Here is a 14370-nt window from a genome sequence, read left to right as displayed (position 1 = left end):
GCATGGTGCCGAAGCGGAGAGGCGAATGACCGAGCATTTCGATGTCGTGGTGGTGGGCGCGGGACTGTCCGGCATTGGCGCGGGCTATCATCTGCAGAAGAACAGCCCGGATCGCAGCTACGTCATCCTCGAAGGGCGCGAGCGGCTGGGCGGGACGTGGGACCTGTTCCGCTATCCCGGCATCCGTTCGGATTCGGACATGTACACGCTCGGCTTCTCGTTCAAGCCGTGGACCAACGCCAAGGCGATCGCCGACGGCCCCTCGATCCTGAGCTATCTGGAAGAGACCGCCGCCGAGAACGGCATCGACAAGCATATCCGCTACCGCACCTGCGTGAAGTCCGCCGCATGGTCGACCGCCGATGCGGCATGGGACGTCGTGGCCGAGAGCGAGGGCAGGGAAGTGCGCTTCACCTGCAATTTCCTCTTCATGTGCACCGGCTATTACAACTACGCCCGCGCCTACACGCCCGAGTTCGAAGGCGTGGACGACTTCAGGGGCCGCATCGTCCATCCGCAATTCTGGACCGGCGATATCGACTATAAGGACAAGAAGGTCGTCGTGATCGGCAGCGGCGCGACCGCGGTCACGCTGGTGCCCGAGATGGCGCGGGAAGCGACGAGCGTCACCATGCTCCAGCGTTCGCCGACCTATGTCGTGTCGCGCCCGTCGCAGGACGGGATCGCCAACGGCCTGCGCAAATTTCTGCCTGCGATGACCGCCTATGGCATCACCCGCTGGAAGAATGTGCTGCTCCAGCAATTCTTCTTCCGCCTTGCCCGCAACAAGCCGGACAAGGTGAAGGAGCGGATGATCCAGATGGTCCGCGACGAACTGGGGCCGGATTACGATGTCGGCACGCACTTCACGCCGAGCTACAATCCGTGGGACCAGCGCGTCTGCCTGGTGCCCGACGCCGACCTGTTTCAGTCGATCCGCGAGGGCAGGTCGCATGTCGTGACCGGTCATATCGACCGGTTCGTTCCCGAAGGGATCCGGCTGCAGTCGGGCGAAGTGCTGGAAGCCGATCTGATCGTCACCGCGACGGGGCTGGAGCTTCAGTTGATCAGCGACATCCAGCTGAGCGTGGATGGCGCGGCGGTCGATCTCAGCAAGGCGACGACCTACAAGGGCATGATGCTGTCCGACGTGCCCAATGTCGCGCTGTCGTTCGGCTATACCAACGCGTCATGGACGCTGAAGGCGGACCTGACCTGCGAATATATGTGCCGCCTGCTCAACGCCATGAAGAAGCGCGGGATGCGGCAGGTCACGCCCCGGTTGGCCGCGCCCGTGGGCGAGGTGCCGTTCCTCGATTTCACCTCGGGCTATGTCCAGCGCGCGATGGAGAAATTCCCGCGCCAGGGCACGCGCAAGCCGTGGAAGCTCAACCAGAACTACTCGCGCGACCTGATGGCGTTGCGCTACGGCTCGATCGATACCGAGATGGAATTTTCCAACCCCGTACCGGCGAAGGCGAGGGCGGCCTGACCCCATTTCCCTCTCCCGTCGGGAGAGGGTTGCGCAGACTTAGTGTTTGCGAAGCAAATGCTTAGTCGGAGCTGGGCGAGGGGATCGCCCTATCGAGGGGGGAATCCCCTCACCTAGCTCCGCTAGGCAGCAAGCTGCCAAGCTGCGCTACCTCTCCCGATGGGAGAGGAATAAGATTTCAGGCATCCGGCTCGAGCATCCGGTGGAGATGGACCACGACATAGCGCATTTCTGCGTCGTCGACGGTCTTCTGCGCCGCGGCGCGCCATGCCTTTTCGGCGGTGGCATAATCGGGGAAGATGCCGACCACGTCGAGCTTCGACGGGTCCTGGAATTCGAGGGTCTGCGGATCGGTCACGCGACCGCCGAAGACGAGATGGAGCTTGCTCATATTGGCCTTCCGGGGAGAGGAATTTCACCTCTCCCTTAGCGGCTGCGGCATGAGGCTCAACCCCTGTTACCCGCCATAACCATCGGTCATGCGACGGAAAGGGCGTTCACGCTCTGGCGGTCGCGCCCTTCGCGGCTTCGAGGACGTTTTCGATCAGCTGGCTGACCTTGTCCTTGGTCGCGTCGCGATTGGGGAGGAGGCCTTCGATCTCCGCCTTGCCGGTTTCCTTCACCGCCTTCACCGTCTCGCTGGCGCGGTCGGCGAGCTTGCGGCCCACGGGCTCGAGCAGCTCGCGCTCCTTCGCCGCGCGGGGGAGCAGCACACCCACCAGCACGCCCAGCGCGACGCCGCCTGCCAGCAGCGCCACCGGGTTTTCGGATGCGATGTTCGCCGCGCTCTTGGTCTTGCGCCTGGTCCCGCTCGTCATCGTGACGTTCCTTTCGTCGATTTGCGTCGTCTCGGCTTCAAACCCGCCGGAGGCTTCGGAGTTGCATCCGATGTCTTCTTCTTCCGCGCGCCGAGGATCTCGCCGATCCAGCCGCGCGACATCACCAGCCCGATCGCGCCCGCCACGGCGGCGGTGGCGAGGGGGCGTTGGCGAACCGAGGCTGCGCCCTTCCGCGCGATCGAAAGCGCGCCTTCCGCCGCACTGCCGATCGCGTCCTGCGCGAGGGTGGAGGGCTTCAGCCGTTCCTGCACGTCGGCCAGCGTGGCGTTCAGCCGCGTGCGGGCGGCAACGGCGCGGGCGCGGGCGGCTTCCAGATCGCTCATTCGAGCAACCCCAGGATGCGCTTGATCGTTCGCCATGCCCGCGTGCCGAGCAGCCATGCCAGCCCGAAGGTCAGCACGACCACGATCAGCGTCGCGAAACCGGGGCCGACCAGCGGGGAGAGGGTGAGGACCGAACCGACGACCAAAGCGATCGACGCTGCCATCATCAGCGACGCCGCCGCCGCGCCCATCCACAGGCTGTTGCGCGCTTCGTCGATCTTCGAGATCGCCAGCGCGCGATAATAGTCCAGCTCAGCCTGACCGAGACCCTTTGCGTCCTCGATCAGCCGGCCGAGCAGCACGCCGAGACTTTCGTCGTCGTGCCGCTCGTCCGTCCGTTCGGGACGGGGCTCCGGTTCGCGATCCTGTTCAGCCACCCCCGTTTACGCTCCTGTCAGGCCTTGGGGGCCGGTTCGTCGTCCTCACCATCGGCAAGGTCGGCTGCGGCGTCGATGCCAGACTTGATCAGCCGAGCGAGGACGAAGCCGACCGCGGCGGCCGCGCCGATCGCGATCACCGGGCTCTTCTTCACGAATTCGGTGGCGTCGGCGACCAGATCGTCGACTTCCTTGCCGCGGATGCCATCCGAGAATTTGGAGATGCCGTCGGCGGCCGAGCGGGCATAGCGGCCATATTGCTCGCCCAGACGCTCATCCACGTCGGCGGCGGCGCTGTGCATCAGCTTGGCGACCTCGTCGAGCGCGCCGGTCGCCTTGTCCTTGTTGTCCGCCGCGAAGCCACGCGCCTTGTCGGCGGCCTTGGCGCCGAGCTTGCCGGCTTCCTCGCGGATCGTGTCGGCGGCGCTGCGCTTCTTGTCGGTTTCGGCCTGCGCCGCTTCCATCACCAGCGTTTCGCCCGTCGTTTCTTCAACCATGCCAAGGACCTTTCCATGTTTGTAACGACAACCACAGGCGCCATCACCGGTTCCATGCAAAACCAGATTTGACCCGGATACGATCAAGCCTCTAGAGGCTCGCGCGCACCCATCGACCTCCTAAGTAGGGAGACCATTTCGTGACCGCAATCATCGACCTCCACGCCCGCCAGATTCTCGACAGCCGGGGCAACCCCACTGTGGAAGTCGATGTCATGCTCGAAGACGGCAGCTTCGGCCGCGCCGCGGTGCCTTCGGGCGCATCGACGGGCGCACACGAAGCGGTCGAGAAGCGCGATGGCGACAAGAGCCGCTGGCTCGGCAAGGGTGTGCAGGGCGCGGTGGACGCGGTGAACGGCGAGATCGCCGATGTCGTGCTGGGCATGGATGCCGAGGACCAGTCGGACGTCGATCACGCGATGATCCAGGCCGACGGCACCCCGAACAAGGGCCGCCTGGGCGCGAACGCGATCCTGGGCGTCAGCCTGGCGGTGGCCAAGGCTGCGGCGGATGCGCGCGGCCTGCCGCTCTATCGCTATGTCGGCGGCGTTTCGGCGCATGTCCTGCCGGTGCCGATGATGAACATCATCAACGGCGGCGAACATGCCGACAATCCGATCGATTTTCAGGAATTCATGATCGTGCCGGTCGGTGCGTCGAACATCGTCGAAGCGGTGCGTTGCGGTTCGGAGATCTTCCACACGCTGAAGAAGAAGCTGCACGACAAGGGCCTGGCGACCGGCGTTGGCGACGAGGGCGGTTTCGCGCCAAACATCGCATCGACCACCGAGGCGCTGGACTTCATCATGGCGAGCATCGAAGCCGCCGGGTACAAGCCGGGCGACGACGTGATGCTGGCGCTCGATTGCGCGGCAACGGAATATTACAAGGACGGCGCGTACAAGATGGTGGGGGAGGGCAAGACCTTCTCGTCCGCCGAGAATGCCGACTTCCTCGCCGGTCTGTGCGCGCAATATCCGATCTTCTCGATCGAAGACGGCATGGCCGAGGACGATTGGGAAGGCTGGAAGCTGCTGACCGAGAAACTGGGCGCCAAGGTTCAACTGGTCGGCGACGATCTGTTCGTCACCAATCCGAAGCGGCTGAAGCAGGGCATCGACGGCGGCTACGCCAATTCGCTGCTGGTGAAGGTCAACCAGATCGGCACGCTGACCGAGACGCTGGAAGCCGTGAACATGGCGCACCGCGCGCGTTACACCGCGGTCATGTCGCACCGTTCGGGCGAGACCGAGGACGCGACCATCGCCGACCTCGCGGTCGCCACCAACTGCGGCCAGATCAAGACAGGTTCGCTGGCGCGTTCGGACCGGCTCGCCAAGTACAACCAGCTCATCCGCATCGAGGAAGAACTGGGCGACGCGGCGGTCTATGCCGGCCGCAGCGTGCTGAAGATCTGACGTTCAGGCTCCCCTGCCGGAATCGGCAGGGGAGCCGAAACCGTAAATCGCGCCTTAAGTCATGGTTAAGTAACGATACGGCTTGATTAACCCTGTTGATTGAGCAAAGAATCCGGACATGGGGCGCAAATCGAAATTCCGGACCATCCTTCGCAGCGCGGGCCTTCCCGCTGTGGCGATCGTGACGATGGGCTTTTTCGGCTATAACGCCGTGCTCGGGCCCAACGGCCTGATCGCGATGAAGGACGTGAAGCAGGAAGTCGCTGCGCGCACGACCGAATATCAGGCGCTCGACAAGCAGCGCGCGGTGCTCAAGAATCGTGTCGACCTGCTGGCCCAGGCCAAGGGCGCCGATCCCGATCTGGTCGAGGAACTGATCCGCAAGCAGCTCAACGCCGCGCGGCCGGACGAGGTCATCGTCAAATACAAGTGAGGACGGCCCCAGCGGCTGCCTCTCTTCGGGCATTCGATGAAACCCATACCATCTCTGCTCTCCAGCGGAGCAGGGTAAGCGGTGTCATTCATTCCTCCCACATCCCATCGAAAGTGCGCCAAATCCCGGGATGACGTTGCGTCCGGGCTAGGTTCGCGCCTATAGGCACCCCCCTGACACCCCCTCCCCGGGAAGAGGATCGACTGATCGTGGCAAAAACGCCGGCGAAAAAAGCCCCCAGCCAACCTGCAGTATCCAACCGTGAACGGCCAAACGAACCGGAACGGTACAAGGCGAGCAAGGAGGAACTGCTCGGATTCTACAAGCAGATGCTGCTTATCCGACGGTTCGAAGAGAAAGCGGGCCAGCTTTACGGCCTCGGCTTCATCGGCGGCTTCTGCCACCTCTATATCGGCCAGGAAGCCGTTGCGGTCGGCCTTCAGTCGGCGCTCGACGGCGACAAGGATTCGGTGATTACCGGCTATCGCGATCATGGCCACATGCTCGCCTATGGCATCGACCCCAACGTCATCATGGCCGAACTGACCGGCCGTGCCGCCGGCATCAGCCGCGGCAAGGGCGGTTCGATGCACATGTTCTCGACCGAGAAGAAGTTCTACGGCGGCCACGGCATCGTCGGCGCGCAGGTCTCGCTCGGCACCGGTCTCGCCTTCGCGCACAAGTATCGCGAGGATGGCGGCGTCGCGATGGCCTATTTCGGCGACGGTGCGTCGAATCAGGGCCAGGTCTATGAATCGTTCAACATGGCCGAGCTGTGGAAGCTCCCGATCATCTATGTGATCGAGAACAACCAGTATGCGATGGGTACCAGCGTCAACCGCTCCTCGTCCGAGGATCAGCTGTACAAGCGCGGCGAGAGCTTCCGCATCCCCGGCATCCAGGTCGACGGCATGGACGTGCTGGCGTGCCGCGGCGCGGCCGAGGAAGCGCTGGCATGGGTCCGTGCGGGCAAGGGCCCGATCATCCTCGAGATGAAGACCTACCGCTACCGTGGCCACTCGATGTCCGATCCGGCCAAGTATCGCAGCCGCGAGGAAGTCCAGTCGGTCCGCGACAAGTCGGACCCGATCGAAGCGGTGAAGCGCGAACTCGAAGCGCTCGGCGTGAAGGAAGAGGATCTCAAGCCGCTCGAGGCCGAGATCCGCAAGGTGGTCAACGAATCCGCGGACTTCGCTGAATCCGCTCCCGAGCCGGATCCCGCCGAGCTCTATACCGACGTGCTGGTGGAGTCCTACTGAGATGGCGATCGAACTGAAGATGCCGGCGCTGTCGCCCACGATGGAAGAGGGCACGCTCGCCAAGTGGCTCGTCAAGGAAGGCGATGTCGTGAAGTCCGGCGACATCCTCGCCGAGATCGAGACCGACAAGGCGACGATGGAATTCGAAGCCGTCGACGAAGGCACGATCGCTTCGATCGTCGTTGCCGAGGGCACCGACAATGTGAAGGTCGGCACCGTGATCGCGACGATCGCCGCCGAGGGTGAGGACGCGAGCGCCGCACCGGCGCCCGCGCCGAAGGCCGAAGCGCCTGCGCCGAAGGCCGAGGAACCCGTTCCCGCCGCCGGCGAGGATGGCGGCCCGAAAAAGGCGGAGAGCGGCACCGCGAAGCTCGCCAGCGACAAGGCGTCGACCGTCAAGGACCCGGACATTCCCGCGGGCACCGAGATGGTGAAGACCACCGTCCGCGAAGCGCTGCGCGACGCGATGGCCGAGGAAATGCGCGCGGACGACCGCGTGTTCGTGATGGGCGAGGAAGTCGCCGAATATCAGGGCGCGTACAAGGTGACGCAGGGCCTGCTCGACGAGTTCGGCCCGAAGCGCGTGATCGACACGCCGATCACCGAATATGGCTTTGCCGGCATCGGAACGGGCGCGGCGATGGGCGGCCTCAAGCCGATCGTCGAGTTCATGACGTTCAACTTCGCGATGCAGGCGATCGATCACATCATCAATTCGGCCGCCAAGACCAACTACATGTCGGGCGGCCAGATGCGCTGCCCGATGGTGTTCCGCGGCCCGAACGGCGCGGCGAGCCGCGTCGGCGCGCAGCATTCGCAGAACTATGCGCCCTGGTATGCCAGCGTTCCCGGCCTGATCGTGATCGCGCCCTATGACGCGGCCGACGCCAAGGGCCTGATGAAGGCCGCGATCCGCAGCGAAGACCCGGTGGTCTTCCTCGAGAACGAACTGATGTACGGCCGCAGCTTCGAAGTGCCGAAGCTCGACGATTACGTCCTGCCGATCGGCAAGGCGCGCATCGTCCGCGAGGGCAAGGACGTGACCATCGTCAGCTATTCGATCGGCGTGGGCGTTGCGCTCGACGCCGCTGCCAAGCTGGCCGAGGAAGGCGTCGAAGCCGAAGTTATCGATCTGCGCACGCTGCGCCCGCTCGACACCGCGACGGTGCTGGAGAGCCTGAAGAAGACCAACCGCATGGTCGTGGTCGAGGAAGGCTGGCCGGTCTGCTCGATCGCGTCGGAGATCATCACCGTTGCGATGGAGCAGGGCTTCGACGATCTCGACGCTCCGGTGCTGCGCGTCACCAACGAAGACGTGCCGCTGCCCTATGCCGCGAACCTCGAAAAGCTCGCACTGGTCGACGCCGCGCGCGTTGTCGAGACGGTGAAGAAGGTGACCTACCGCTGAGGAACCCGATCGGCCTGCCGTCTGTTGCGCCTCCACAAAGGTTTAGGAGGTTTTCATGGCAGACGAGAAGGTTACGGTAATCAAGGATGGCGGCGGAGCCGGTGGTGCGATCGCGGTGATCGTGGGCATCGTCGCCATCCTGGCGATTCTCTACGTCGTCTTCGGCACCAATCTGCTGAAGGGCGAGACCAAGAAGATCGACGCCGACATCAAGATCGAAACGCCCAAGTGAGAATCGAAAAAGGCCGGGGAGCGATCCCCGGCCTTTTCACGTTTTGGGGCGTCGAACCGGATCAGCAGGTCGATATCGTCGCGTTTTCGGTATTGTAGATGCGGCTGTAGTCGCGCGCGTCGCGGACCATCATCGACGCATATTCGCTCATGTTCGCCGAGGGCGCGAGCGAAGACTTCACCAGCGGCTGATACTCGTAATAGACTTCGACGAACATCGTCGCGCCGCCGTCCGGCGCGATCGACTGGCGGCCTGACGGGCCCATGCCGGTCATGTTGGTGCCGCTCGACTGGCCGGCGATCCCATAGCTCGACGCGCGCGTGGTCTTCGCCCCGCGGCACCGCTGCCAGGTGATTTTGTAGCGGCTGGTGGTGTTGGGCGTGGCCATCGGCTCTAGGCTGGAGATGATCACCCGGCCATTGGTGAACAGTGCGAGTTCGCCCGATTGCAACCCGGCGCCGGTCAGCAGATCATTGATGTCGGTCTCGGTGATCGTCTTGGCGGTCAGCTGGCCGCCCGAACCCATCCGCGCGGCATTATCCGCCAGGTGCAGCGCGATCTGGCTGATCCGCATCCGCGTGATGATGTAATTGGTCAGCTCCGCACCGGTCAGGCTCATGACGAGCAGGATCGGCAGCGCGAAGGCGAATTCGAGCAGGGCCAGGCCGCTAGGGTCGCGGCCGAGGCGCTTGCCGGTGCGCAGCAGGGCGTGGAGCGTCTTCATGATGCGGGGCAGTTCCTCACCGTAGGCGCCGCCTGGTCGCCATAGGGCTGGTTGCGGAGCACGGTGGTGGCGGTCACCGTGGTCGTGTTCGATCCGCCGACGAAGCTGTAGAGCGGGAAGAAGCGCGGATAGGTGACGGACACGGTGTAGAGCACCGCGTCCTTCGCGCTGCCCTGGCCGGTGTTGCCGGTGCTGTCCCAGCGGCTGTTGTTGTTGGTGTCCTCATACGGCTCGCTGCGGTCGCAGGTGCCGTTGCCGTTGGTGTCGGTATAGGGTTCGTACTGGGCCACCGCCGCCGCCGAGAAGGTGCGGTAATATTTGCGCGTGATCGTCGTCACGCCGTTGTTGGCGATCGCGGCGACCTGATCCTTCACCCGCTGATCGAGCGTCGCCTGCTGGGTGCTCTCCAGTCCGCTTTCCAGCGTCGCGTCGCGACCCGTTTTCTGGACGATGCCCTGCAGCACCGAGCGCATGTACAGCGTGTGCGCCACATCGAACGCGCCCACCAGCATCAGGCACATCACCGGCGCGACGATCGCGAACTCGATGATCGTCGCGCCACGCCGGTCGCCGGCAAGGCGGCGGCGAAAGCGCGCGAGCAGATGGGCGGCGCGGCCGATCACCTGGTCAGCCTCAGCTGGCTTATCTGGGAGGCAATCGAGCTGAACGTCTGCTGGAGATCGGCCGAGTTGCGCGCGGTGAAGAAACGCCCGTCGGTCGCGCAGGTGCGCAGCATGGTTTCGATCGTCGGGTTCGAGACGCCGAACCAGATCACCCATAACGTGATGTTCTTGTTCTTGATCGCGGTGCAGAGCGCCGCCGAGCGCAGGTTGACCTGCTCGGTCAGGTTGCCCGTGGTCGAGCAGCCATCGGTCGGCGTCGTGCCCGAAGGCGTCTGGCGGCGATCCCACCAGGCGATGCCATATGCGGTATAATTGGTCACGCCGGTGCAGGCGTCACCGTCGGTCATGAAGATCATGTGCCGGGCGATGTCGCCGCCGCTCGGGGTCGTGGCGTTCTCCGATGCGAAGATGCCTTCGGCCGACATGAAGCGCGCGCCCCAGATCAGGCCGATATCGTGATAGGTGTTGCCGGTGGGCGCCAGGCTGTCGACATAGGCTTCGAATGTGCTGGCGGTGTTCCAGGTTGCCAGCTTGCGCGCCTCGCGCGGGCAATAGGTGCTGGAATAGTTCACATATTCGTCGGTGGTGGTGATCGGATCGAGACTCAGCGAGCCGGTATAGCCCCAGCCGCTGTTGCTGACCCGGCGGTTGTAGATGATGTCCGGCAGCACCGGCCCCCAGAGCGAGTCCGGATTCGACTGGTTCGGCACCATGTCGATGTTGAGATCGTTGGCACCGGCCGGGATCGGGCTGAAATTGGTCGTGATCGCGGTCTTGCGTTCCTCGATGCAGCCGTTCCAGTTGATCGTCTTGTCCGCACCCTGATAGCCGACCGCCGACTGGAAGCTGCTGTTCCAGCTGGTGCCGTTCTTCAGACCGCTGATGTCCTTGTCCATCTTGGCATAGGTGTAATTGTCGAACACCTCGCGCGACGTGGTCGTGCCGGTCGTGGTGTAGCTGTAATAGCGATAATAATAGCCGTTGGTGCTGCTGCTGGTGCGCGAATAGAATCGGCAGCGGCCGTCGCTCGAACGATAGTCGCGGTAGGAATATTCGACCCAGGTGGCGCTTTGGCGTGTATTCCAGCTCGTGGTCGTCGGGTTGGTGCCGGTTGTGGTCTGGTCGCGGCGGCCCGATTCATTCCCCGACAGCGTCATCACGCTTGCCGGCACCTTGGTCTGGCAGTTGCTGCTGCTCGTAGCAGTCGTGTTGGTGCTGCTGTCGGCGTTGTTCCAGCTGCCCCAGTTGCCCGGGCTGTCGCTCGTGCCAGTCTGTGTGATCCCGCTGTCGACCCAGTTCGTGGTCGTCTCGGTGCGGAAGTTCGCCTTGCGCGACTGATAGGGCCAGGTGTTGGCGAAATAGCTGGTCGGCAGCAGCTTGCCCACGTTCACGTTGGTTGAATAGGGCATGAAGCCGAAGCGGATCTGGACCGACGCGGCAACGCCGCCGCCGGCGGGCGTGCTGGCGCAGGTCGCGGTGGTGTCGAGATTGGCGACGACTTCGTAGAAGCACTTCACCGACTTCTTCAGCGAGGTGATCTTGTCGTCGGTGTCGGTGCTGACGGCCTTGTCGTCCATCGATCCGGTGACGTCGAGGACGAACATCACATCGGTGTTGGGCAGGCGCATTTCGGCGTCGCAGGTGACGGTCAGCGTTTCGGTGGTGCGGCCGAAGATGCGCATCAGCGTCATCGGCAGCACGGCGGAGGCCGTTCCGCTCACCTTGCCGCCGCTTTCGGTGAAGGTCTTGGTCAGCGATTCCGCACCGTACGGGCTCGCCTGAATGTTCGAATCGAAGAATTTCTCGGCCGCGACGCGCGGGGCGTAATTGCTCTGGCTCCACACGCCGCCGCCCATCGTCTTGCGGCCGGCGAGCGCGCCGGCGTCACACGCGTGTTGCAGGCGGGTCTTGACGATGTACATGCGGCTGATGTCCACGCCGCCGCCAACCATGCCCGCAAGCGGGATCAGCGCGATCGCCATCATGGCGAGCGTGTTGCCGCGCTTGTCGCTGCGCAGGCGCGAAAGGAATGCGGGCGCAGTGGCCAGTTTGCGATCCTCTGAAGCCGACATGTCTTTGAACCTTCCCCGATCAGGGCCAGCTATGCGCGCGGCACCGTTAATTTCGTCTCAATTCGCCAGGTTAAGGTGGCGTTACGCCGCGGGTCCGTCGGTGTGCGTAGCGCCATGACGTCACCCGATCCCGAACGCGCGCTTTTGCTTGCTTACGCCCCCGTAACGGGGCGCGGCGCGCTCGCGGCTTTGCTGGCGCTCGACGACGCGCTGGCGCAACTGATCCAGACCACGCGCGAGCCGGCGCTGGGCCAGATCCGGCTGGCGTGGTGGCGTGAACGACTCGAGTCGCTCGACGTCGCGCCGCCGCCCGCCGAGCCGGTGTTGCAGGGGCTGGCGGCCGAAGTGCTGCCGCGCGGGGTGCGTGGCGCGGACCTCACCCCTATCGTTGATGGCTGGGAAATGCTGATCGGCGAAACCCTCGACGGGGTGGCCCTGAAGCAGTTCGGCGAGGGGCGCGGCGCGCTGTTCGTGGCTGCGGGCGCCGCGATGGGCGGGAAGGGCGATCCCCTGGTGCAGGCGGGGCAGGGCTGGGCGCTCGCCGATCTGGCGAGGCATCTGGGCAGCGAGAGCGAAGCCGATGCCGCGCGCACGCTGGCGCGCCCGCTGCTCCATGCCGCCACTGCGACGCGGTGGAGCGGGCGCGGGCGCGCATTGGGCGCGATGACGCTTCTGGCGCTGCGCGATCTCGACCTGTCGCCCGGCGAAGCCCCGCCGGTGGGCTCGCCGCGGCGACTATTGCGTCTGATTTGGCACCGATTGTCTGGCCGCTAGGCCGGGCGTGGGTTACCCTGCTCCCAAGGCGATATGGGGAGACGGCCATGTGGCGCTATTTCGCAGGTGGGGCGGGTGCATTGGTGCTGGCGTTCGCCGCGATGTTCCTGTTCCGGAGCAACGCGGCGTCCGAGCCGAAGACGCCACCTCCGCCTGCCGCCGTTGCGGGTGAGGTTCAGGAGGAACTGCCCGCCGAAGCCCCGCGCGCCAGCGATCGGACGCGCGAGCAGAAACGGTTCGACCGGCTCGACAAAGACAAGAACGACGCGATCAGCCGCGACGAATATCTCAACCTGCGCCGCCGCGCCTTCGCCAAGCTCGACACCAATGGCGATGGCAAGCTGGGCTTCGATGAATGGGCGGTGCGCACCACGGGCAAGTTCGCGGGGGCGGACAAGGACAAGTCGGGCGCGCTGACGCGGGCCGAGTTTGCGACGACTGCGCCCAAGCCGCGCGCGGCGAAGCCTAAATGCGCGTGTCCTAAGCCTGCGGGCAAGACAGCCGCACGGGCGCCTGCCGAAGACGAGGGCGAAGCGGAAGAATAGACCCGTCCGCCGTCTCTGCGCGTCAGGCGCGCACCCACCCCGCAAATGCCTCGCGTGCCCGCGATGTGTACATCAGCTTGCGGTCGGCCTTCTTGCTCCGGCCGGGGATTGGCGGGAACAGGCCGAAATTGACGTTCATCGGCTGATAGGTCTCGGCCTCCGCCGCGCCGGTGATGTGGGTCAGCAGCGCGCCCAGCGCAGTTTCCATTGGCGGTGACGCCAGCGTTTCGCCCTTCAGTTCGGCGGCGGCGAAGCGCCCCGCCATCAGTCCGATCGCGGAGCTTTCGACATAGCCTTCGCATCCGGTGATCTGCCCGGCGAAACGGATATGCGGGGCGCTCTTCAGCCGCAGCGTCGGATCGAGCAGTTCGGGCGACTTGATGAAGGTGTTGCGATGCAGCCCGCCCAATCGCGCGAACTCGGCATTCTCAAGTCCAGGAATCGTCCTGAACAGAGCGACTTGCTCAGCATATTTGAGTTTGGTCTGGAAGCCGACCATGTTCCATAGCGTGCCGCTGGCATTGTCCTGCCGCAGCTGGACGCAGGCATAGGGCCAGCGCCCAGTGTCGGGGCGGTCGAGGCCCACGCCCTTCATCGGCCCGAAGCGCAGCGTGTCCACGCCGCGCTCGGCCATCACCTCGATCGGCATACAGCCTTCGAAATAGGGGACATTCTCCCACTCGCGGAACTCGGTCTTCTCGCCCGCCATCAGCCCGGCGTGGAAGGCCAGATATTGGTCCTTGTCCATCGCGCAGTTGATGTAGTCCTTGCCGCTGCCCTTGTTCCAGCGCGACTGAAACCACGCCTTCTCCATGTCGATGCTCTCGAAATGGACGATCGGAGCGATTGCGTCGAAAAAGGCAAGCTGATCCTTGCCCGTTGCGCTCGCGATGCTGCCTGCCAGCAACTCGCCGGTCAGCGGACCGGTGGCGACGATGGTAAGGCCGCTTTCGGGCAGCGTGTCGATCCGTTCGCGGACGATGGTGATGTTCGGATGCGCGGCCAGTGCCGCCGTGACGCCATCGGCGAATCCGTCGCGATCGACGGCCAGCGCCGAGCCCGCCGGCACCTTGTGCACGTCGCCCTGCGCCATGATCAGCGAGCCGAGGTCGCGCATCTCCTGATGGAGCAGGCCCACCGCGTTGCGCTCTGCATCGTCGCTGCGGAAGCTGTTCGAGCAGACGAGTTCGGCGAGGCGATCGCTCTGGTGCGCCGGCGTCATGCTGCCGCTGCCGCGCATTTCGGAAAGGCGGACCTTGAAGCCCGCCTGCGCGAGCTGCCACGCAGCTTCGGATCCGGCGAGACCGCCGCCGATGATATGGATGTCGTGAGTCATTGTGGGGGCAGATAGCGC

General features: G+C 64.6%; 17 protein-coding genes. 8 read left to right on the top strand and 9 right to left on the bottom strand.

Annotated features, from left to right (window positions below; all coding sequences use genetic code 11):
• The first annotated feature begins 25 nt into the window (after nucleotides 1-25).
• Nucleotides 26-1492, top strand: a complete 1467-nt coding sequence (locus HHL13_RS06395; protein ID WP_169554881.1) for an NAD(P)/FAD-dependent oxidoreductase — start codon at nucleotides 26-28, stop codon at nucleotides 1490-1492.
• 178 nt (nucleotides 1493-1670) lie between these two features.
• On the opposite strand, the gene HHL13_RS06390 is transcribed toward HHL13_RS06395, so the two are convergent.
• The 5 genes from HHL13_RS06390 to HHL13_RS06370 form a co-directional block, all read right to left on the bottom strand.
• The gene (locus HHL13_RS06390; protein WP_169554880.1) at nucleotides 1671-1883 is read right to left on the bottom strand and encodes a DUF4170 domain-containing protein; all 213 of its coding nucleotides are present in this window, start codon (nucleotides 1881-1883) and stop codon (nucleotides 1671-1673) included.
• A gap of 106 nt (nucleotides 1884-1989) precedes the next feature.
• Complete coding sequence (locus HHL13_RS06385) at nucleotides 1990-2310, bottom strand: hypothetical protein (RefSeq protein ID WP_169554879.1); 321 nt, start codon at nucleotides 2308-2310, stop codon at nucleotides 1990-1992.
• Complete coding sequence (locus HHL13_RS06380; protein ID WP_169554878.1) at nucleotides 2307-2654, bottom strand: hypothetical protein; 348 nt, start codon at nucleotides 2652-2654, stop codon at nucleotides 2307-2309. The genes HHL13_RS06385 and HHL13_RS06380 overlap by 4 nt, the downstream gene beginning before the upstream one ends.
• Nucleotides 2651-3031, bottom strand: a complete 381-nt coding sequence (locus HHL13_RS06375; protein ID WP_169554877.1) for a phage holin family protein — start codon at nucleotides 3029-3031, stop codon at nucleotides 2651-2653. The genes HHL13_RS06380 and HHL13_RS06375 overlap by 4 nt, the downstream gene beginning before the upstream one ends.
• 17 nt (nucleotides 3032-3048) lie before the next feature.
• On the bottom strand, nucleotides 3049-3528 hold the full coding sequence (locus HHL13_RS06370) for a hypothetical protein (RefSeq protein ID WP_169554876.1): 480 nt from the start codon (nucleotides 3526-3528) through the stop codon (nucleotides 3049-3051).
• Nucleotides 3529-3668: 140 nt separating this feature from the next.
• Between HHL13_RS06370 and eno the strand changes: the two genes are divergently transcribed.
• The 5 genes from eno to HHL13_RS06345 all read left to right on the top strand — a co-directional run bounded on the left by eno (nucleotide 3669) and on the right by HHL13_RS06345 (nucleotide 8278).
• Nucleotides 3669-4946 carry a phosphopyruvate hydratase gene (eno, locus tag HHL13_RS06365; RefSeq protein ID WP_169554875.1) on the top strand — a complete coding sequence of 426 codons (1278 nt, stop codon included), beginning with the start codon at nucleotides 3669-3671 and terminating at the stop codon, nucleotides 4944-4946.
• A 118-nt stretch (nucleotides 4947-5064) separates the two neighbouring features.
• Nucleotides 5065-5379, top strand: a complete 315-nt coding sequence (locus HHL13_RS06360) for a septum formation initiator family protein (RefSeq protein WP_240953641.1) — start codon at nucleotides 5065-5067, stop codon at nucleotides 5377-5379.
• 209 nt (nucleotides 5380-5588) lie between these two features.
• The gene (gene pdhA, locus HHL13_RS06355; RefSeq protein WP_169554874.1) at nucleotides 5589-6638 is read left to right on the top strand and encodes a pyruvate dehydrogenase (acetyl-transferring) E1 component subunit alpha; all 1050 of its coding nucleotides are present in this window, start codon (nucleotides 5589-5591) and stop codon (nucleotides 6636-6638) included.
• Nucleotide 6639: 1 nt separating this feature from the next.
• On the top strand, nucleotides 6640-8046 hold the full coding sequence (locus tag HHL13_RS06350) for a pyruvate dehydrogenase complex E1 component subunit beta (RefSeq protein WP_169554873.1): 1407 nt from the start codon (nucleotides 6640-6642) through the stop codon (nucleotides 8044-8046).
• Between the two features lie 55 nt (nucleotides 8047-8101).
• Nucleotides 8102-8278, top strand: coding sequence for a hypothetical protein (locus HHL13_RS06345; protein ID WP_169554872.1), 177 nt, complete (start codon nucleotides 8102-8104; stop codon nucleotides 8276-8278).
• A gap of 61 nt (nucleotides 8279-8339) precedes the next feature.
• Here the strand turns inward: HHL13_RS06345 and HHL13_RS06340 are convergent, their stop codons facing one another.
• Genes HHL13_RS06340 through HHL13_RS06330 form a run of 3 tightly spaced genes read right to left on the bottom strand, consistent with a single transcriptional unit; the run spans nucleotide 8340 to nucleotide 11697 of the window.
• The gene (locus HHL13_RS06340; protein WP_169554871.1) at nucleotides 8340-9002 is read right to left on the bottom strand and encodes a pilus assembly protein; all 663 of its coding nucleotides are present in this window, start codon (nucleotides 9000-9002) and stop codon (nucleotides 8340-8342) included.
• Nucleotides 8999-9625: a TadE/TadG family type IV pilus assembly protein gene (locus HHL13_RS06335; RefSeq protein WP_169554870.1), complete on the bottom strand. Its 627-nt coding sequence runs from the start codon at nucleotides 9623-9625 to the stop codon at nucleotides 8999-9001. The genes HHL13_RS06340 and HHL13_RS06335 overlap by 4 nt, the downstream gene beginning before the upstream one ends.
• Complete coding sequence (locus HHL13_RS06330; protein ID WP_169554869.1) at nucleotides 9622-11697, bottom strand: TadE/TadG family type IV pilus assembly protein; 2076 nt, start codon at nucleotides 11695-11697, stop codon at nucleotides 9622-9624. The genes HHL13_RS06335 and HHL13_RS06330 overlap by 4 nt, the downstream gene beginning before the upstream one ends.
• Before the next feature lie 114 nt (nucleotides 11698-11811).
• Here HHL13_RS06330 and HHL13_RS06325 point away from each other — a divergent pair, with 114 nt between their 5' ends.
• Together HHL13_RS06325 and HHL13_RS06320 are read left to right on the top strand one after the other, a co-directional pair.
• Nucleotides 11812-12471: a squalene/phytoene synthase family protein gene (locus HHL13_RS06325; RefSeq protein ID WP_169554868.1), complete on the top strand. Its 660-nt coding sequence runs from the start codon at nucleotides 11812-11814 to the stop codon at nucleotides 12469-12471.
• A gap of 47 nt (nucleotides 12472-12518) precedes the next feature.
• Nucleotides 12519-13016 carry an EF-hand domain-containing protein gene (locus tag HHL13_RS06320; RefSeq protein ID WP_169554867.1) on the top strand — a complete coding sequence of 166 codons (498 nt, stop codon included), beginning with the start codon at nucleotides 12519-12521 and terminating at the stop codon, nucleotides 13014-13016.
• A 22-nt stretch (nucleotides 13017-13038) separates the two neighbouring features.
• On the opposite strand, the gene trmFO is transcribed toward HHL13_RS06320, so the two are convergent.
• Nucleotides 13039-14352, bottom strand: coding sequence for a methylenetetrahydrofolate--tRNA-(uracil(54)-C(5))-methyltransferase (FADH(2)-oxidizing) TrmFO (gene trmFO, locus HHL13_RS06315; RefSeq protein WP_169554866.1), 1314 nt, complete (start codon nucleotides 14350-14352; stop codon nucleotides 13039-13041).
• Between the last annotated feature and the right edge of the window lie 18 nt (nucleotides 14353-14370).

Origin of the sequence: Sphingomonas sp. G-3-2-10, assembly GCF_012927115.1 — a bacterium.
Classification (GTDB): Bacteria; Pseudomonadota; Alphaproteobacteria; order Sphingomonadales; family Sphingomonadaceae; genus Sphingomonas.
Note: the sequence above shows the minus strand (reverse complement) of the source record. Positions and strands in the feature narration are given on the sequence as shown.

What these genes read in the sequence shown, in the direction of transcription:
- HHL13_RS06370 (WP_169554876.1), bottom strand. Translation starts at nt 3,528, where the DNA reads ATGGTTGAAGAAACGACGGGCGAAACGCTGGTGATGGAAGCGGCGCAG.
- HHL13_RS06380 (WP_169554878.1), bottom strand. Translation starts at nt 2,654, where the DNA reads ATGAGCGATCTGGAAGCCGCCCGCGCCCGCGCCGTTGCCGCCCGCACG.
- HHL13_RS06395 (WP_169554881.1), top strand. Translation starts at nt 26, where the DNA reads ATGACCGAGCATTTCGATGTCGTGGTGGTGGGCGCGGGACTGTCCGGC.
- HHL13_RS06340 (WP_169554871.1), bottom strand. Translation starts at nt 9,002, where the DNA reads ATGAAGACGCTCCACGCCCTGCTGCGCACCGGCAAGCGCCTCGGCCGC.
- HHL13_RS06385 (WP_169554879.1), bottom strand. Translation starts at nt 2,310, where the DNA reads ATGACGAGCGGGACCAGGCGCAAGACCAAGAGCGCGGCGAACATCGCA.
- HHL13_RS06390 (WP_169554880.1), bottom strand. Translation starts at nt 1,883, where the DNA reads ATGAGCAAGCTCCATCTCGTCTTCGGCGGTCGCGTGACCGATCCGCAG.
- HHL13_RS06325 (WP_169554868.1), top strand. Translation starts at nt 11,812, where the DNA reads ATGACGTCACCCGATCCCGAACGCGCGCTTTTGCTTGCTTACGCCCCC.
- HHL13_RS06350 (WP_169554873.1), top strand. Translation starts at nt 6,640, where the DNA reads ATGGCGATCGAACTGAAGATGCCGGCGCTGTCGCCCACGATGGAAGAG.
- HHL13_RS06330 (WP_169554869.1), bottom strand. Translation starts at nt 11,697, where the DNA reads ATGTCGGCTTCAGAGGATCGCAAACTGGCCACTGCGCCCGCATTCCTT.
- HHL13_RS06360 (WP_240953641.1), top strand. Translation starts at nt 5,065, where the DNA reads ATGGGGCGCAAATCGAAATTCCGGACCATCCTTCGCAGCGCGGGCCTT.
- trmFO (WP_169554866.1), bottom strand. Translation starts at nt 14,352, where the DNA reads ATGACTCACGACATCCATATCATCGGCGGCGGTCTCGCCGGATCCGAA.
- HHL13_RS06345 (WP_169554872.1), top strand. Translation starts at nt 8,102, where the DNA reads ATGGCAGACGAGAAGGTTACGGTAATCAAGGATGGCGGCGGAGCCGGT.
- HHL13_RS06320 (WP_169554867.1), top strand. Translation starts at nt 12,519, where the DNA reads ATGTGGCGCTATTTCGCAGGTGGGGCGGGTGCATTGGTGCTGGCGTTC.